This window comes from Dactylosporangium darangshiense (genome assembly GCF_039537565.1).
In the GTDB taxonomy this organism is placed as follows: domain Bacteria; phylum Actinomycetota; class Actinomycetes; order Mycobacteriales; family Micromonosporaceae; genus Dactylosporangium; species Dactylosporangium darangshiense.
The window spans coordinates 238,947-256,842 of record NZ_BAABAT010000003.1; the positions used below are offsets into that span (position 1 = coordinate 238,947).

17 protein-coding genes are annotated in these 17,896 nt (G+C 71.2%); 6 read left to right on the forward strand and 11 right to left on the reverse strand.

Going from position 1 to position 17,896, the window contains the following annotated elements:
- Positions 1 to 31: 31 nt before the first annotated feature.
- A complete protein-coding gene (locus tag ABD901_RS07820; protein WP_345122800.1) occupies positions 32 to 541 on the reverse strand; it encodes a nucleotidyltransferase family protein in 510 nt (169 codons plus the stop codon).
- Between the two features lie 142 nt (positions 542 to 683).
- On the opposite strand from ABD901_RS07820, the gene ABD901_RS07825 reads away from it, so the two are divergent.
- On the forward strand, positions 684 to 1,181 hold the full coding sequence (locus ABD901_RS07825) for an NUDIX domain-containing protein (RefSeq protein WP_345122802.1): 498 nt from the start codon (positions 684 to 686) through the stop codon (positions 1,179 to 1,181).
- Here the strand turns inward: ABD901_RS07825 and ABD901_RS07830 are convergent.
- From ABD901_RS07830 to ABD901_RS07860, 7 genes are all read right to left on the reverse strand, one after another.
- Positions 1,163 to 2,848 carry a bifunctional 3'-5' exonuclease/DNA polymerase gene (locus tag ABD901_RS07830; protein ID WP_345122804.1) on the reverse strand — a complete coding sequence of 562 codons (1,686 nt, stop codon included), beginning with the start codon at positions 2,846 to 2,848 and terminating at the stop codon, positions 1,163 to 1,165. The two genes, ABD901_RS07825 and ABD901_RS07830, sit on opposite strands and share 19 nt — an antisense overlap.
- Before the next feature lie 73 nt (positions 2,849 to 2,921).
- On the reverse strand, positions 2,922 to 3,728 hold the full coding sequence (locus ABD901_RS07835; protein ID WP_345123560.1) for a carbohydrate ABC transporter permease: 807 nt from the start codon (positions 3,726 to 3,728) through the stop codon (positions 2,922 to 2,924).
- A gap of 151 nt (positions 3,729 to 3,879) precedes the next feature.
- Entirely contained in the window at positions 3,880 to 4,821 is a 942-nt protein-coding gene (locus ABD901_RS07840) for a carbohydrate ABC transporter permease (protein WP_345122806.1), read from the reverse strand.
- 30 nt (positions 4,822 to 4,851) lie between these two features.
- Positions 4,852 to 6,255: an N-acetylglucosamine/diacetylchitobiose ABC transporter substrate-binding protein gene (gene ngcE / locus ABD901_RS07845; RefSeq protein ID WP_345122808.1), complete on the reverse strand. Its 1,404-nt coding sequence runs from the start codon at positions 6,253 to 6,255 to the stop codon at positions 4,852 to 4,854.
- A 22-nt stretch (positions 6,256 to 6,277) separates the two neighbouring features.
- Positions 6,278 to 7,030, reverse strand: a complete 753-nt coding sequence (locus ABD901_RS07850; RefSeq protein ID WP_345123562.1) for a sugar isomerase domain-containing protein — start codon at positions 7,028 to 7,030, stop codon at positions 6,278 to 6,280.
- Positions 7,031 to 7,068: 38 nt separating this feature from the next.
- A complete protein-coding gene (locus tag ABD901_RS07855) occupies positions 7,069 to 8,064 on the reverse strand; it encodes a MurR/RpiR family transcriptional regulator (protein ID WP_345122810.1) in 996 nt (331 codons plus the stop codon).
- A 353-nt stretch (positions 8,065 to 8,417) separates the two neighbouring features.
- A complete protein-coding gene (locus tag ABD901_RS07860) occupies positions 8,418 to 9,692 on the reverse strand; it encodes an aspartate aminotransferase family protein (RefSeq protein WP_345123564.1) in 1,275 nt (424 codons plus the stop codon).
- Positions 9,693 to 9,739: 47 nt separating this feature from the next.
- On the opposite strand from ABD901_RS07860, the gene ABD901_RS07865 reads away from it, so the two are divergent.
- From ABD901_RS07865 to ABD901_RS07880, 4 genes are read left to right on the forward strand one after another with little or no spacing between them, the layout of a single operon-like run.
- Positions 9,740 to 10,759, forward strand: coding sequence for a coiled-coil domain-containing protein (locus ABD901_RS07865; RefSeq protein WP_345122812.1), 1,020 nt, complete (start codon positions 9,740 to 9,742; stop codon positions 10,757 to 10,759).
- Positions 10,760 to 10,774: 15 nt separating this feature from the next.
- Positions 10,775 to 11,332: a hypothetical protein gene (locus ABD901_RS07870; protein ID WP_345122814.1), complete on the forward strand. Its 558-nt coding sequence runs from the start codon at positions 10,775 to 10,777 to the stop codon at positions 11,330 to 11,332.
- Positions 11,333 to 11,369: 37 nt separating this feature from the next.
- Positions 11,370 to 12,173: a TrmH family RNA methyltransferase gene (locus ABD901_RS07875; protein WP_345123566.1), complete on the forward strand. Its 804-nt coding sequence runs from the start codon at positions 11,370 to 11,372 to the stop codon at positions 12,171 to 12,173.
- A gap of 11 nt (positions 12,174 to 12,184) precedes the next feature.
- Positions 12,185 to 13,717, forward strand: a complete 1,533-nt coding sequence (locus tag ABD901_RS07880) for a PucR family transcriptional regulator (RefSeq protein ID WP_345122815.1) — start codon at positions 12,185 to 12,187, stop codon at positions 13,715 to 13,717.
- 162 nt (positions 13,718 to 13,879) lie between these two features.
- Here ABD901_RS07880 and ABD901_RS07885 read toward each other — a convergent pair whose 3' ends face one another.
- Positions 13,880 to 15,001, reverse strand: coding sequence for an SPFH domain-containing protein (locus tag ABD901_RS07885; RefSeq protein ID WP_345122817.1), 1,122 nt, complete (start codon positions 14,999 to 15,001; stop codon positions 13,880 to 13,882).
- A gap of 5 nt (positions 15,002 to 15,006) precedes the next feature.
- Positions 15,007 to 15,441, reverse strand: a complete 435-nt coding sequence (locus ABD901_RS07890) for an NfeD family protein (protein ID WP_345122819.1) — start codon at positions 15,439 to 15,441, stop codon at positions 15,007 to 15,009.
- Positions 15,442 to 15,594: 153 nt separating this feature from the next.
- On the opposite strand from ABD901_RS07890, the gene ABD901_RS07895 reads away from it, so the two are divergent.
- Positions 15,595 to 16,908, forward strand: coding sequence for a serine hydrolase domain-containing protein (locus ABD901_RS07895; RefSeq protein WP_345122821.1), 1,314 nt, complete (start codon positions 15,595 to 15,597; stop codon positions 16,906 to 16,908).
- Between the two features lie 161 nt (positions 16,909 to 17,069).
- Here the strand turns inward: ABD901_RS07895 and ABD901_RS07900 are convergent, their stop codons facing one another.
- Positions 17,070 to 17,873, reverse strand: a complete 804-nt coding sequence (locus tag ABD901_RS07900) for a DUF3097 domain-containing protein (protein ID WP_345122823.1) — start codon at positions 17,871 to 17,873, stop codon at positions 17,070 to 17,072.
- Between the last annotated feature and the right edge of the window lie 23 nt (positions 17,874 to 17,896).

Sequence of the window (17,896 nt, forward strand, 5' to 3'; positions counted from 1 at the left end):
GACTTGTCGGACACAACAGCCGCCGGGGCGGTCACTCCTCCGGCGGCACGTCCAGGTCGGTGTCGTCGGCGATGTCCTCGCACGGGACGCCCTGGACCTGGTCGGCGTGTGCGACCAGGTAGGCCCGGGCGCCCACGTCCGCCGTCGCCAGGGTCGTCACGCCGGGCCAGTGGTCGCGGCCGAGGATGACCGGGTGGCCGCGCTTGCCCTTGTACGTCGCCGTGAGCAGGGCGCCGGTGCCGGCCGGCGCGGCGGCCAGCAGGCGGGACACGGCCTCGGGGCCGATGCCCGGCGTGTCGACCAGGAGCACGGCGACGGCCTGCGCGTCGCTGTCGGCCAGGGCCGCCAGGCCGACGCGCAGGGAGGAGCCCATGCCGCTCTTCCAGGTGGGGTTGTCCAGCAGCTGGACGTCGCCGAGCTGCGCCTCGTCGCGGACGCGGGCGGCCTCGGCGCCGAGGACGACCCAGATCCGCGTGCAACCGCCGTCGCGGAGGGTGGCGACGGCGCGTTCGACCAGCAGGCGGCCGTCGTCGTGGCGCACGAGCGCCTTGGGGCCGCCATACCGGCGGCCGCCACCTGCGGCGAGAACCAGTCCGACTATCGCGCTCAGCGGGGCTCTCCTACGTCAACGAGTCAGCACCGACGCCGATCAGATTAGTACGCGCTCGGTAGGCTGCATGCTCATGGCCCTCCATGATCACTGTTCGTACTGCGGCGCCGCCTATGTGCAAGGGGCGCCCTGGCCGCGGGTGTGCGCGGCGTGCGGGGAGACTACCTGGCGCAACCCGCTGCCGGTGGCGGTGGTGTTGCTGCCCGTCGATACCGACGAGGGGCGCGGGATCGTCGTGGTGCGCCGCGACATCGAGCCGATGCGCGGTGAGCTGGCGCTGCCGGGCGGGTTCATCGAGCTGGGCGAGTCGTGGCAGGAGGCGGCGGCGCGGGAGCTGCGCGAGGAGACCACGATCCTCGCCGACGCCTCCGACGTGCGGCTGTTCGACGTGCAGAGCGTGCGCAGCGGCAACCTCATCGTGTTCGGCGTCCTGCCGCCGCGGCCGCTGGTCGAGCTGCCGCAGTCGGCGCGCACGGAGGAGTCGCTCGGGTTCGAGGTCGCCGTCGGGGCCCGGCCGCTGTGCTTCCCGACCCACACCGACGCGATGGCCGCCTACTTCGCGTCGCTGTAACGCTCGACGATCGACACGTCGAGGGGGAAGCGCACCTCGGTGTCGCCGAAGAGCAGCCGGCGGGCCTCCTCGCCGGCGGCGCGCACGGCGGCGGCGACCGCCTCGGCCTCCGGTCGCGGGCAGTGCACCATCACCTCGTCGTGCTGGAAGAACACGAGCTCCGCGCGGTAGCCCGTCAGCGCCGCGCGGAGGCGCGCGAGCAGGACCAGGGCCCATTCGGCGGCGGTGCCCTGGATGACGAAGTTGCGGGTGAACCGGCCGCGGGCGCGGCCACGGGCGCCGCCGCGCGACTCGACCTCGGCGCCGGGCTCGTCGTAGCCCTCGCGCCAGGTCACCGATGCGGGCGGGCAGGTGCGGCCGAGCCAGGTGCGCACCAGTCCCCCGCTCTCGCCGGTGCGGGCGGCCTCCTCGACGAGGTCCCAGGCGGCCGGGTAGAAGCGGCGCAGGGCGGCGAGGGCGGGCGCCGCGTTGCCGCCGGTCTGGCCGTACATGGCGCCGAGCAGCGCGATCTTGGCCTTGGCCCGGTCGCCGTCGAACGCGTCGGCGGCCAGGGCGGCATAGAGGTCGCCCTCCGCGGCGGCGCGGGCCAGGCGGCGGTCGCCGGAGACGGCGGCGAGCACGCGGGGCTCGAGCTGCCCGGCGTCGGCGGCGACGAACGTCCAGCCGGGGTCGGCCACGACGGCCCGGCGCACGATCTTGGGGATCTGCAGGGCGCCGCCGCCGCGGGTGGCCCAGCGGCCGGAGACGACGCCGCCGGGGATGTACTCGGCGCGGAAGCGGCCGCCGGCGACCCACTGGTCGAGCCAGGTCCAGCCGTGCGCGACCCAGAGGCGGTACAGCTCCTTGTACTCCAGCAGGATCGGCACGGCCGGGTGCTCGACGTGCTCGAGCTCCCATTTGCGGGTGCTGCGCAGCATGATCCCGGCGCGGGCGAAGGCGCGCAGCAGCTCGGCCGGGGAGTCGGGGTGCACGCGCTGGCCGAGGGCGTCGTTGAGGCGGGCGCCGAGCTCGGCCAGACGGGCGGGCGGTCCGCCGACCGGCGAGGGCGGGCCGAGCAGCTCGCGCAGCAGGGTGTCGTGCACGTCGGCGCGCCACGGCAGGCCGGCCAGGCCCATCTCGACGGCGACGAGCGCGCCGGCGGACTCGGCGGCCACGAGGGTGCGCATCCCGCCGGCGCGCGGTGCGAGGTCGTGCGCCGAGGGCAGCTCCGGCAGCGCCTCGATCCGCCGGCGCTGCTCGTGATAGACCGCGATGAGCTCGTCCAGCGGTACCGCCGGAGCGTCGAACGCGTCGAACAGCGAATCCTGCGACAGTCCCGGCGGCTCGGCGGCCCGCGCCGGAGGGTCCGGCGGCACCGGCCGCCCGGCCAGGCGGGCGCTCGCCGCGGCGAGCGTGCGCGGCGCGCCCCACGCGCCCTCCGCGCCGAGCAGGAGCGCTTCGGCCAGCTCGAGGTCGTGGCAGCGCTCGACCCGCACGCCGGCGCGCACGAGGCGGGGGTAGATCTCGGCCGTGGACGGCCAAAGCCAGCGGGGACGGTCGCGTGACTCGACTCGTGCGACCGCCCCCGCCAGGTCTGCGACGTGCTCCTCGCCGCCGGCGGGCGTGCCGTCGTCGGCCAGCGGCCGCAGGCGGCCGCCGGCGCCGGACGGCGTCACCGCGACGAGCATGAGGGCATTACATCGCACGACCCCGGCACTTCTGCACCGAAGCACCGGGGCCGCGCGGGTCTGTGAGCGGGATCTACTTCGACACCCCGCTGGTGAGGCCGGCCTGCACCTGCCGCTGGAACACGATGTACACGATCAAGACCGGCAGCATCGCCATGGTGAGGCCCGCGAAGAGGCCGGACCAGTCCGACTTGTACCCCTGGTTCACCGACAGGCTGATGAGGCCCTGCGCGAGCACCTGGTGCGTCTTGCCCGCGCCGGAGAGGTCCTGCATGAGCACCGTCGGCAGGTACCACTGGTTCCACTGCCCGAGCACGTTGAAGATGCCGATGCTGATCAGGCCGGGCTTGGCCATCGGCAGCATCACGCGGAAGAACAGCGTGGTGTGCGAGGCGCCGTCGACGAGCGCGGCCTCCGCCACCGTGGTCGGCAACGTTCGGAAGAACGAGTGCATGAAGAAGATCGTGAACGACAGCGACCAGGCGACGTACACGAGGATCAGCATGACCCGCGAGTTCAGGCCGATCAGCGGGAACGAGACGCCGGTGTTGTACACGCCCTTGAACAGCGGCACGATCGCGAGGTACACCGGCAGCGTCAGCCCGGACAGGAACAGGAAGTAGATCGCCCGGTTGCCCGGGAAGTCGTAGCGGGCCAGCACGTAGGCGGCCATCGAACCCAGCAGCATGGTCAGGAACACGCCGCCGCCGACGACGATCAGGGTGTTGAAGAAGAAGCCGCCGAGGCCGCCCTTGCTCCACGCGCGGGAGAAGTTCTCCCAGTGCAGCGAGTGCGGGTTGAGCGACAGCGGCTCCTTGATGATGCCCCGGTCGTCCTTGAAGGACGACATCACCACCCAGAGCAGCGGGTACACCACCATGAGTGCCCAGACGACCAGGAACAGGTGCGAGAAGCCGCCGAAGATCGTGTCGCCGAGCTTGGCCCGCTCCTTGGCGGCCTTCGGCGCGGGGCCGCGGCCGGCGCCGCCGGTGGGCGCCGCACGCCTGTCGTTCACCACCACGTCAGCCATGTCAGAACTCGATTCGCTCGCGGCGGGTGACCCGCAGCTGGATGGCGGCGATCAGCATCGTGAAGATCGCCAGCGCCACACCGAGGGCGCAGGCGTAACCGAACTGACCGCGGTTGAATGCGGTGAACTGGATCACCGACGCGAAGATCTCGGAGGCGTGGTCGGGGCCGCCCTGGCTGGGTGTCATGACGTACACCAGGGCGAACATGTCCAGCGCGGTGATGCCGAGGTAGACCCAGGCGACCGAGATGTTGTCCCGCAGCAGCGGCAGCGTGATGCGAAGGAAGGTGTGCATACGGCCGGCGCCGTCCAGCAACGCCGCCTCGTAGATGTCCTTCGGGATGCTCTGCATCGCCGCCGAGAACAGGACCATGTAGAAGCCGACGCCGCTCCACACCGCGATGACCAGCAGCCACCACAGCACGGCGGGGATGCCGAGGATCGGGGTGGGGTCGGCGACGAACGCGTTGGGGTGCTGCGGGTCGATCAGGTGGGCCTTGATGAGCAGGCCGTTGATGAGGCCCTGGTCGTCACCGCGGTAGATCTGTCCCCACATGACCGCGATGAGGACCAGCGACAGCACCTGCGGGAAGAAGAAGATGACCTTGTAGACGCTGGACCCGAAGACGCCCCGGACGCCGGCCCTGTCTCCGCGTCCGCCCACATTGAGCAGGAACGCGAAGAACAGGGCCAGCACGATCGTGAACAGCGGCACGGTGACGAGGAAGAACACGTTGTGCCAGAAGGCCTTGTGTACCAGCTCGTCCTTGAACAGGCGAACGTAGTTGTCGAAGCCCACGAAGTTCTGCTTGTCCGAGTAGCCGCCCCAGTCGGTGAACGAGTACCCCACCGCCTGGGCGAACGGCCACACCACGTAGAACGCGAAGAGCAGTACCGGAAGGGCTAGGAAGCCCGTCACGAACCGCGCCTTACCGTGCCGCATGATCAGTCACTACCTAACCGGGAAACGGGATCAGTTGGTGCGGGTCTGCTTCTTGACGTTCGGGTCCTTGGAGACCTTGTCCGCGATGGCCTGCATCTTGGTGATGAACCCGGCGGCGTCGACGCGGCCGGCCATCAGGTCCTCCGAGAGGTTCTGGCTCTCCTTGTCGTAGTCGGCGTAGAAGTCCGGGTAGCGGAACGAGATCAGCTCCGCGGGCGCGCCCTTCATGAGCGCGTTCGCGCTGGCCAGCGCCGTGTCGTCGACCTTGTCACCCGAGCCCTTGACGGACGCCAGCGACTTGGTGAGCGAGGCGAACGCCCCGGCACCCTCGGTGGACAGCATCGCGCGCAGGTACTCCTTCGCGCCAGCGGCGTTCGCGGCCTTCGCCGGAACGACCCAGTCCTCGCCGGCACCGGCGTAGACCGCGCCGGCGGCCTTCGGGCTGGCGACGTCCCAGTAGTTCGAGAGCGTCAGCTTGAAGGTCGGGGGCAGGGTCTTGGCCATCTCGTTCTTGTACCAGGTGCCGAGCTGGATGAAGGCGGCCTTGCCGTCCAGGTGCGCCTGCTGCGACGCGGTGTGGTTGAGCGCCGAGGAACCGGCCAGGATCAGCTGGTCCTTGACCATCTTCTCGATGTTCTGCAGGCCCTCGAGGATGCCCGCGGCCTTCCACGCGTCCGGCTTGAGGTTGTCGATGTCGACCACGGCCTGCTTGCCGGCCGCGTTCCACACCGTCGCCATGATGTGCCAGCGCGGGTAGTAGCCGTGCACGCCGTCGTAGACGAACGGGGCGACACCGGCGGCCTTGATCTTCGGGGCCAGGGTGAAGAAGTCGGCCCAGGTCTTCGGCGCGGTCCAGCTGTTCTTCTCGAACAGGGCGGCGTCGTACCACATGCCCCACACCGTGTAGGCGTACTTGAGCGTGTAGAACTTGCCCTGGAAGGTGCCGTCGTTGATGGTGCCCGGCAGCAGCACGTCGCGGATCTTGCCGGTGCCGTCCCAGGTCGGGGCGTCGAGCAGGTCGTCCAGCGACTGGATCGCGTTCTCGTTGATCAGCGTGCTGGTGTCCATGTTGTCGGCACCGGAGTTGTTGATCAGGTCGGACGGGGAGGTCGCCATCTTCGGCTGCTCCTGCGTCTTGATCTTCTGGGTGGCGCTCTGGTTCACCGTGACGTTGGCGTGCTTCGCCTTGAAGATCTCGACGTCCTTCTTGGCGTAGTCCGTGCCGAGACCGCCGTCGAAGACGACGACCTTGACGGTGCTGCCGTCCGCAACGCCGAACGGGTTGTCGGCCGACTTGGCGCCGCCACCCTTGTTGTCTTCGGGCTTGGAGTCGGAGCCGGCGCAGGCGGCGAGCAGACCGGCTGCCGGCGTGGCGAGCAGGCCCGCAGCCGCCGCGCGCCGCAGGACGGTACGACGAGTCAGATCATTGGACATGTGGGGGTCTCCTCGGTTCGGGTCAGGCGGTGCGCCGGACGCGTCCGGCGTACCGCGACTCGAGGGTGTGGTTGTGCTCGTCCCCGCCGGGGACGTTTGCGGACAGGTAGACGGGAGCCACCTCGCCCGCGGCCTCGATGCGTCGCACGACCTCGGCGACCACCAGCTGCGCGATGAGCGCGTTGGTGACCGAAGAGACCGGGCAGACCGCGCCGCCGCTTTCCAGCGACAGCAGTGCGTCGCCGTACGGCGCGCCGTTGTCCAGCACGACGTCGGCAATGTCGGCGAGCCGCTGGCCCGAGGGGTGCCTGGGGGACACCCGTGCGGTGTGCTCGACCGATGTGATGGCGATCAACTTGTGCCCGCGCTGCTTGATCAGCAGCGCCATCTCGACGATCCCGCCGTTGATCCCCGACTGTGAGGCCATCACGAACACGTCCTCGGGACGCGGCGCGGCGATCTCGTAGAGCCGGGCCGCGATGCTCGGATCGCGTTCCAGCTTCTCGTCCTCGAGGATCTTCGGGTCCGCGCCGCCGTAGACGACGAGGTCCCGAAGGAGGATCTTGTTCGTCGGCACGAGGCCACCGGCGCGGCCGGCGAAGTCCACCGCCACCGCCTCGGAGTGTCCCGTGCCGAACGCCTGGAGGAGACCGCCGGCGCGCAGCGCGGCGGTGATGTGGTCGGCGGCCTGGCTGATGCCGTTGACCTGGGTGAGGGCGATCCGGTCGATGACCGACTGGATCGCGGAGACGTAACCGTGAGCGGTGACGGCCATCCCGTCGCCCTTTCTCGCGCGAGCGTCCTGCAGGGTGGTCACGACGCTTCCTTTCCGGAGGCCGACCGGTGACCGGCGACCGCCTGGGCCGTGACGGAGAACGCTGCGTGTGCGCGCTCGTGGGTGCGCTGGGCGACCGCGATGTACAGCAGGTCGAGCACCACGAGCTGCGGGTGCCGGGCCGAGAGGGCGTCGGGCCGGAAGGTGGTCGCCTGCGTCGCGGTGAGCAGGACGATGTCGGCGACCTCGGCCAGCGGCGAGCGCGGGAAGCTGGTCAGCGCGATCGTCGTCGCGCCCCGGCTGCTCGCCTCGGCGATCATCTCGACCGTCTCGCGGGCCTGGCCGCTGTGCGAGACGCCGAGGGCGACGTCGCCGCCCTTGAGCAGCGCCGAGCTGGCCAGGCCGTTGTGCACGTCGGTCCAGGCCCAGGCGGCGACGCCGATGCGGTGCAGGCAGAACTGCATCTCCCCGCCGACCAGCGCGCTGCCGCCCTGGCCGTAGATGTCCACCCGGTTGGCGCGCGCGATGGCCTCGGCGGCGCGCTCGACCTCGGAGAGGTCCAGCAGCGCGGCGGTGTCGTGCATCGACTGCGTGTCGGCCGCCATGATCTGGCCGAGCACGCGCTCCAGCGGGTCGGTCGGCTGGATCTCGCGCCCGATGTCCATCGTCCAGCCGCCGGTACGGGCGGCCCGGCCGGTCTCGCCGGCGATGGCCAGGCGCATCTCGGCGTAGCCGACGAAGCCCAGCGCCCGGCAGAAGCGGGTCACGGTGGCGGGCGAGGTGCCGCTGCGCTCGGCGAGCTCGACGATCGTCGAGCGGGCCGCCGCGGCCGGGTCGGCCAGGATCAGCTCGGCGACGCGCTGCAGGGCGCCGGTGAACTCGCCCAGCCCGGCGCGGACCCGGGCCAGGACGCTCTCCCCCGCGGCCGGCGCCGCGAGGATCTCGACGGGCGCTGCGGGCAGCGGAGCCGGCGACACGGGGGAGGCGCCGACAGCGGTCTGCACCGCCGTCGTGAGCTCCTCGCGTGGCGTCATGCTCGCTCCCTTTCAGCAAAGTTCCTTAACTGTTAGTGGTAAAAGTTCTTACTGCGGGGCCCTTCTTGTCAAGGTGTTGGGTGAAGTTTTCAAACTGTTACCTTCGAAGTGGATCTTAAGGGTGGCTAAAAGCCCAGGTGGGGGTACATCTCGATCTTGATCGGGGGGCATCCGGCGACGGCACTAGAAGACCACCCGAAACCGGCCCGGCGTCAGGCCCCCGCCGAGATTTAGCCCGTTTTGTTACAAGCGGAGCGTCGGCGGGATTCCGCCGATTTTCACGAAAAAGGCCGAACCAACCCCTCTGGGATGGTTCGGCCCCGCCGATGATCGCCGTGTTGACCTGGGCGTTCTCAGCCTGAAACAGTTCCGTGCTCGTGCAGTGCGCTGGTCAGAATTTCCAAACCCTCCCGCGCCTCGGCCTCGGTGAGGTTCAGCGGCGGGCCCATGCGCAGCGTGGTGCCGTACAGCCCGCCCTTGCCGATCAGCAGCCCGTCGCGCTTGCACGACTCGAACACCGCGGTGGTGGCCGCGGCGCTGGTGAGCTCGACGCCGATCATGAGGCCCCGGCCGCGCACCTCGGCGACGATCGGGCTCGACAGCGCCCGCAGGCCGTCGAGGATGATGGCGCCGGTGCGCGCCGCGTTTTCCTGCAGGTCGTGCTCGAGGATGTAGTCGAGCACCGCGTTGCCGGCCGCGGTGGCGAGGGGGTTGCCGCCGAAGGTCGAGAACGAGATGCCCTGCACCGACTCGAGCACGCCGGCCCGCCCGACCACGCCGGCCAGGGCCATGCCGTTGCCGACGCCCTTGGCGAAGGTCAGCAGGTCGGGCGTGACGCCGTGTGCCTGGTAGCCCCAGAAGTGCGCGCCGGTGCGGCCCCAGCCGGTCTGCACCTCGTCGCTGACCAGCAGGATGCCGTGCTCGTCCAGCACCCGCTTCCACACCGCCAGCAGGCCGTCGGGGCCGTGCGTGAAGCCGCCGACGCCCTGGATCGGCTCGGCGATCAGGCAGGCCACCGGCCCTGCGGTGGTGGTGGCGAGGACCTCGCGCAGGTCCTCCTCGGCCGCCTCGAGGTACCGCTCGTCGCTCATGCCCTTGAACAGCCCGCGCAGCCGGTCGCCGGAGTGCAGGTAGCTCACGTTGAACGGGCTCAGCGCCGAGGCGGACCAGGCCCGGTTGCCGGTCACCGCGATCGTGGCCGCCGTGCGGCCGTGGTAGCTGTTGCGCACGGCCAGGATGCTGTTGCCGCCGCGGTTGTTGGTGGCCACCTGCAGGGCGGCCTCGTTGGCCTCGGTGCCGGAGTTGGTGAAGAACACCCGGGCGTCGGGGATGCCGGACAGCCGGGCGATCTTCTCGGCGAGCTCGACCTGCGCGCGGATCAGGTACAGCGTGCTGGTGTGCATGATGCCGGTACGCAGCTGGCGCTCGATCGCCTCGCGGACCTCCGGCAGGTCGTAACCGAGCGAGTTGGTCAGCACGCCGCCGAAGAAGTCCAGGTAAATCTTTCCATTACTGTCCGTGACCCGGGAACCCTTGCCGGTGACCAGCTCGATCGGCTCGTCGTAGTACACGGGCATCCAGGCGGGCATGACCCGCCGATGCCGGGAGAGTAGGTCGTCCATAAGCAACATTCTCGCGCTGGCGTTTTCAGGGCGCTTCGGTATGCTGACCCGCGATGTTGACGGCACCCAGACGTCTCCTCACGCTGCTGGTCACCGCGCTACTGTTGGTGACCACGTTCGGTGACGCCGCATGGTCGGAACCGACACCGGGCGCGAACGAGGACGGCGGGCAGAACCTCACTGTGCGTCAGGCCCTGGACAAGGCGACCGCGGAGTACAACGACGCGAAGGGGCGGCTCGACAAGTCCGTCGCCGACCAGACCGCGATCGGCGACCAGATGACCAAGACGCAGGCCCGGCTCACGGAGCTGCAGGCCAACGCGGGCGCCATCGCCAACGCCGCCTACCGCGGCCGGCGGGTCAGCCTGGTCAACGTGATCATCGGCGCGCAGAACGCCGACGACATGCTGCACAACATGGTCACGGTCGAGTACCTGGCCCAGCGCGAGAACGACCAGCTGCACGAGGTGCGCACCACCCAGCAGCAGCTGGAGCAGCAGCGCAAGGACATCGACGCGGCGGTGGCCAATCAGCAGGCGCAGCTGAAGATCATGGAGGCCAACAAGAAGGCCGCCGAGGACGCGCTGCGCAAGGCCGGCGGCGGCGCCGACGTGAGCGGCGGCGTCCCGAGCGGCGGCAAGGTGACCACCAACCCGGTCGCCCGCAACTCCGACGGTTCGTACCCGAAGGAGGGCTGCACGGGCGACGACCCGACGACCAGCGGTTGCCAGTCCCCGCGCACGACGAACATGTACAACGAGGCCCGCAAGGCCGGCTTCACGCACTACACGAGCTGCTACCGCAGCGGCGGTGGCGGCGACCATCCGCTCGGCAAGGCGTGTGACTTCTCGGCCAATGCATCGACATTCGTAAATGCTAGAGCCACCGGCTCGGACAAGACCTACGGCGACAACCTGGCCGCCTGGGCCCTGGCGAACGCGAAGAACCTCGGGATCAAGTACGTCATCTGGTACAAACGCATCTGGCAACCCAGTAGTGGCTGGAAGTCCTACGGCGGCGACGGCACACCGGCCGGCGACCACTACAACCACGTGCACATCTCGATGCAGTAGTCGCGGGCGGCCGGCGTGCAGTGGTGGCCGGCCGTCCTGCTCGCCTGCGCCGGCTCGGCGATGGCCGCCCTCGCCGTGTACGCCGTCCGCCGGTTCCGGCTCGTGCGCGCGGGCGCCGGCCCGGCGGCGCTGTACGCCACGGGACAGCCGGCCGAGGCGACCGTCCTGTGGGTGGCGTACCGGCAGGAAGCCTTCCGCGGCGACCCAGTGGTGGGTGTGACGGTCCGCCTAGCGCCCGCCGACGGCTCCGAGCCGGTCACGGCCACCCGCGACCTGTTCGTCTCGGCCCTGGCGGTGCCTTGGTTCGGCGAGCCCATGGCGGCCTGGTTCGACCGCGCGGACCCGGACGGGTTCGTGCTGGCCACCCGGGTCGACCCCGGCGCGCCGCTGAGCCTGCGGGAGCTGCACGAGCGGCTGCGGGCCCGGCCGCAGCGGCCGGCGCCCCACCCGTGCGACGTCGTGCACGTGCTCGCGCGGCTGGGGCGGCTCGACGAGGACCTGGCGGCCGGCCGGCTGACCCGCGAGGCGCACTTCGAGCAGCGCAACGATCTGTACAACGCCGCCTTCCCGTAGGCACCGCGCGACGCCGTGGGTGCAGAATCGACCGGTGCTGAGCGTGGAACAGATCACCGGCGACGACGATCGGATCGGCGACTACCGGGCGCTGACGGACGTGGAGCTGCGCACCCGCTGGGAGCCGCCCAACGGGCTGTTCATCGCCGAGGGCGAGCTCGTCCTGCGGCGGGCCCTGCGGGCCGGCTTCCGGCTGCGCTCCGTGCTCATCGACGCCAAGCGCGTCGAGCAGCTCGCCGACCTGCCCCTGGCCGGCGTGCCCGTCTACGCCGCGGACCAGGCGACGCTCGAGGAGATCACCGGCTTCCACGTCCACCGCGGCGTGCTCGCGTCGTTCCACCGCAAGCCGGAGCTGAGCGCCGACGCCATCCTCGCCTCCGCCCGGCGGATCGCGATCCTGGAGGACATCAACAACCACACCAACCTCGGCGCCCTGTTCCGCAGCGCCGCGGCGCTCGGCATGGACGCCGTGCTGCTGTCGCCGTCGTGCGCCGACCCGCTCTACCGCCGCAGCGTGCGGGTCAGCATGGGCGAGGTGTTCGCCGTACCGTATGCGCAGTTGCATCCGTGGCCGGACGGTCTGGACCGGGTGCGCGAGGCCGGCTTCACGATCCTCGCGCTCACGCCGGCGGCGGACGCGGTGCCGATCCAGCGGCTCACCGCGGCGCAACGGGCCCGCCCGGCCCTCCTGCTGGGCGCCGAAGGGCCCGGCCTGACGGCCAAGGCACTGCGGGCCAGCGACGCCGCGGTCGTCATCCCGATGCACCGGGGCGTCGACTCGCTCAACGTCGCCAACGCGGCCGCGGTCGCGTTCTGGGAGCTGAGCCGCAGCGAGTTGTAGCATCCGCGCTGATGTTCCCCACCGTCCGCGAGGTGCTCGCCCTGGAGCCGGTGCGCAACGGCGCCCCGCGGATCGTGGCGGGCGAGGGCGGCCTCGACCAGTCGGTGCGCTGGGTGCACAGCTCCGAGGTGCCCGACATCGCCACCCTGCTGCGCGGCGGGGAGCTGGTGCTCACCACCGGCATCGGGCTGCCGCCGGACGACGCCGGGCTGCGCCGCTACATCGCCGACCTCGCCGAGGTCGGCGCGTGCGGGCTCGCCGTGGAGATGGGCCGGCGCTACGCGCGTCAGCTGCCCGCCGTCATGGTGCGCACCGCCGACGAGCTCGGCTTCCCCCTCGTCGAGCTGCACCGCGGCACGCCGTTCGTGGCCATCACCGAGGCCGTGCACTCGATGATCATCGACGCGCAGCTGGCCGAGCTGCGCGCCACCGAGGAGATCCACCAGCGCTTCACCGACCTGTCCGTCGAGGGCGCCGGGCCGGCCGAGGTCGTCGCGCAGGCGGCGACCCTCGCGGGCGCACCCGTGGTGCTGGAGAACCTCTCGCGGCAGGTCCTCGCCTACGACGCCGCCGGCGGCTCGGCGCAGCTGCTGCTGGCCAGCTGGGAGGCGCACTCGCGGGCGATCCGGCCGGCCGGGCGCACCGGGCACGACGCGGAGTCGGGCTGGCTGGTGACGGTCGTGGGCGCGCGGGGGCAGGACTGGGGGCGGCTGCTCATGCGCGTGCCGTCGGCCGAGGCGCGGCACGTGATCCTCATCGAGCGGGCCGCCTCCACCCTGGCGCTGGGGCGGCTGATCGACCCCGACCCCGAAGGGCCGCACCGCACGCTGCTCAACGCGCTGCTCAACCACACCATCCCGGTCGAGGAGGTGGCGCTGCGGGCGCGGGCTCTGGGTGTACCACTGGATCGCCGGCACCTCGTCGGGCTCGTGATCCGCCCGGCGCTGGCGACCGAGGCCGAGCGGGCGCTGTCGGAGCTCTCGGTCAAGGGGCTCGTCGGCACCCTCGACGCGGCCAGCGCCGGCGTCCTGCTGGCCCTGCGCGACCGGGCGGACGAGCCGGAGGTGCTGCGCCAGTTCGCCGAGCGCCTGCAGCGCGCGCACGCCGCCGCCGTGGTGGCGGCCGGCGAGGGCGTCGGGTCGCCGCGCGAGGCGCGCCGCTCGCTGGTCGAGGCCGCGCAGGTGGCCGAGGCGGTACGCCACCCCGTCACCGGCGTCGTCCGGCTGACCGACGTGGGGCTGGCCGGCCTGCTGCACATGCTGCGCGACGAGCCCCGGCTGCAGACGTTCGTCGAGCGGGAGCTCGGGCCGCTGCTGGCCTACGACGCCCGGCACCCGCGCGAGCAGCTGCTGGACGTGCTGCGGGCGTACCTCGAGTGCGGCCGCAACAAGTCGGCGGCGGCCGAGCACAGCCACCTGTCGCGGCCGGCCTTCTACGAGCGGCTGGCGAAGATCCGCAAGATCCTCGGCGCGGACCTCGACGCCGTGCCGGTGTGCCTGTCGCTGCACGTCGCCCTGCTGGCTTTGGACGCCCTGCGCAGCTGACGGGTCCGCGATATGTCGGGCGCTCCGCGCCACGACATATCGGATTTATACCCCGACGGGCGAAAAGTCGTGCATCGCGCAGTCTTCGGCCTTACGGGCAGTTTGGGTGGTTTGCCGCGACCGGGCCCGCCGCCGATCGGACGTGCGGGCCCGGTGCGTGCGTCAGCCGTTGTCGCGCTCGGGCTGCGGTGCGATGTCGTACGCCGACGCGGGCAGGCCGGCCGAGCCGCCGAGCTCGCGGGTGGGCTGGTCGCCGGAGACCTGCGCGGCGGCCGCGGCGGCCTCCGCGTTGGCCGCGGCGGCCGCCTCCTCGGCCGCCCGCCGGGCCTCGATGACCTCCTGGGACTCGGCCTCCTCCAGCGAGCTCTGGTCGACGTGGCGGCTGCGCTCGTCGTTGGTCATCTGGCTGATGCCGCCGAGCGCGCCGCCGATGCCCTCGAGGGCCTTGGTCAGCTCGACCGGCAGGATCCACAGCTTGTTGGACTGGCCGGCGGCGATCTGCGGCAGCGACTGCAGGTACTGGTACGCCATGACCTTCGAGTCCGGGTTGGCCAGGTGGATGGAGTCCACGACCGTGCGGATGGCCTTCGCCTGGCCCTCGGCGGTCAGGATGCGCGACTGCCGGTCGCCCTCGGCCCGCAGCACCGCCGCCTGCTTCTCGCCCTCGGCGGTCAGGATCTGCGACTGCTTGAGGCCCTCGGCGTGCAGGATCGCGGCGCGGCGGTCCCGCTCGGCGCGCATCTGCTTCTCCATCGAGTCGCGGATGCTCGGCGGCGGCTCGATCGCCTTGATCTCCACGCGGGTGACCTTGATGCCCCACCGGCCGGTGGTCTCGTCGAGCACGCCGGACAGGTGCCGGTTGATCTCGTCGCGACTGGTGAGCGCCTTCTCCAGGTCGAGCGAGCCGATCACGTTACGCAGCGTGGTGACGGTCAGCTGCTCGATCGCCTGCAGGTAGGAGAAGATCTCGTACGTCGCGCGGACCGAGTCCACGACCTTGAAGTACAGCACCGTGTCGATCGACACGACCAGGTTGTCGGAGGTGATCACCGGCTGGGGCGGGAAGTTCACGACCGCCTCGCGCTTGTCCACCTTGTTGCGGACCGAGTCGATGAACGGCACCAGGATGTTCAGGCCGGGCGTGAGCGTCCGGCTGTACTTCCCGAGCCGCTCCACCACGTACTCGACCTGCTGCGGTACCACCTTCACCGACTTGACCACCGTGACGATGGCGATCAGGGCGGCCGCGATCACCAGTACGGCCAGGAGCGCTGTTGGATCCACTTGCCTCAGTCCTTCCACACCATTGCGGTAGCACCCTTGATCTCGATCACGCGGACCCGTTCGCCCTTCTCGAAGCTCTGGGTCGCGTCGTACGGGCGGGCCCGCCAGAGCTCCCCTTCGATCTTGACCATGCCGCTGTCGTTGCCGACGTCCTCGAGGACGAGCGCCATCGAGCCCTCGATGGCCTCGACACCCATCTGGGTGTCGCGTTCGTCGCGTTGCATGTAGCGGCGCAGCGTGGGCCGCACCGCCACGAACGACAGCGCACTCACCACGGCGAAGACGGCGGCCTGGATCGGCTCGTTGGCCCCCAGGGCGGCGGCCCCCGCGGCGGCGAACGCGCCGATCGCGAACATCAGCAGCACGAAGGTGGTCGTGAAGACCTCCGCCGCGATGAGAGCGGCGCCGACGATCAACCAGACGATCAGCCAGACATCCACGCTTCGATCGTGTCACGCCGATGCACGTCGTGCCGCTTCCAGGCGCCGCTGTCGCCGGATCGTCGCAGGATCTTCGTGTACTTCCCGCCGCCCTCCCCCGCGGTGCAGAGTTGGGCCGGTCAGCATGCCGCGAACGAAGGAAGGCGATCCCCCGTGCCCCTCCTGCCCGAAACCGTCTCCCGCATCGACGATCTGGTGGCCGCCGCACACGCCGACGCGCGGGTGCCGACGCTGGTGGCGGGCGTGGTCCGCGACGGCGCACCCGTCCACGTGGCCGCGGCGGGCCCCTACGAGCCCGGGCAGCAGTTCCGGATCGGGTCGATCACCAAGACCATGACCGGCGCCCTCGTGCTCGGCCTGCGCGACGAGGGCCGGCTGGCGCTGGACGACCCGCTGTACCGCCACCTGCCCGGCACCCCCGTCGGCGACGTGACCCTGCGCCAGCTGCTCGGCCACGCCGGCGGCATGCAGCGCGAGCCGGACGGCGACTGGTGGGAGCGCAACCGCGGCACCGACGTCGAGACCTTCCTGTCGGCGCTGACCGCCGGCAAGGTCGCCTACCCTCCCCTGCACGGCTTCCACTACTCCAACCTCGCCTACGGCCTCCTGGGCGCCGTCGTCGCCCGCCTCGGCGGCGAGGACTGGCGCGAGATGACGACCAAGCGGCTGCTGCGCCCGCTGTCGCTGGAGCGCACCACGTACCTGCCGGAGGAGCCCTTCGCCCGCGGCTACGTGGTGCACCCGTGGCTCGACGAGATGCGTGAGGAGCCCCGCCTGGACGCCGGCGCGATGGCCCCCGCCGGCCAGCTCTGGTCGACGGTCGAGGACCTGTCGCGCTGGGCCGCGTTCCTGGCCGACCCCGACCCGGCGGTGCTGGCCCCCGCCACCGTCGACGAGATGTGCGCGCCGGTGGTGCTGAGCGACCTGGAGAGCTGGCGCTCCGGCCACGGGCTGGGCCTGCAGCTGTGGCGGCGCGGCGAGCGGGTGTTCGTCGGCCACTCGGGCTCGATGCCCGGCTACCTGGCCGTCCTGGCGGTGCACCGCCCCTCCCGCACCGGGGTCGTGGCCTTCGCCAACGCCTACACGATGCACCACCCCGGAGGGCTGAGCGGCTTCGGGCTGGACCTGCTGGAGGCGGTCCTGGAGCGCGAGCCGGCCCGGCCCGCACCCTGGCGGCCCGGCACCCCGCCGCCCGCTTCGGTGGCGGCGTTGACGGGCCGGTGGTGGTGGATGGGCCGCGAGTACGAGGCGAGCTGGACCGGCGACGCCCTGGTCTTCACCCCGCTGTCGAAGGACGACACGCCGTGGCGCTTCGAGCCGGACGGCCCGGCGCCGGACCGGTGGCGGGGCCGGTCGGGCGAGAACGACGGTGAGGTCCTGCAGGTGCGGCGGTCGCCTTCGGGCGAGGTGGTGGCCCTGGATATCGCGACGTTCGTCTTCACGCGCGACCCCTGGCCGGCCCTCTGACCAGCGCTCGGGCCGTTTCGTCGGCGCCGGATTCCCGGATGGCGCGAACTCCGGACTTCCCGACAAGTCGGGCACTCCGTGCCGCGACTTGTCGGATTTATACCCCGACCGGGCTTAAGTTCGGAGTGCCCGACATGTCGGGAAACCGGCGCCGTGCGGAGTCAGAGGTCGTCGTCGGGCTCTGTTACGAAGTCGATCAGGCGTTCCATGGAGTTGATCAGCGGGGTTTCCACGTCGCGGAACGTTGAGACCGAGGACAGGATTCGGCGCCACATCGCTGACGGGTCCGGTACGCCCAAGGCGGCGCAGACGCCCTCCTTCCATGGGCGGCCCGGAGGGACAACGGGCCACGCGCGGATGCCTACCGCGGACGGCTTCACGGCCTGCCAGACGTCGACGTACGGGTGGCCGGTCACCAGGACGTACGGGGACTGGACCGAGGAGACGATGCGGCTCTCCTTCGAGCCTGGTACCAGGTGGTCCACCAGGACGCCGAGGCGGGCCACCGGGCCGGGTGAGAAGCCGGCGACGGCGGCTGCCAGCTCGTCGATGCCGTCCAGGGGCTCGACGACGACGCCCTCGATGCGCAGGTCGTCGCCCCAGATGCGCTCGACCAGGGCGGCGTCGTGGATGCCCTCGACCCAGATGCGGCTGCGGCGGGCGACCCGCACGGTGTGGCCCGATACGGCGACCGAGCCCGAGGCGGTCATTTTCCGCTGGTGTACCCGAGCAGGCGCCGGGCGCACCAACGTCACCGGGCGGCCCTCGAGGAGGAAGGCGGCCGGTTCCAGGGGGAAGTTGCGGCGCATGCCGTGGCGGTCCTCGAGCACGACGGCGCCGAACTCGAAGCCGACCACGGCTCCGCACCAGCCCGAGTCGGCATCCTCCACGACCAGGTCGATCTCGGCCTCGACCACCGGTACGGCCCGCCGGCGGCGCCAGTCGTTGTTCGCCAGGACGTCCATGGACCGCAAGCGTATCGGCTGAC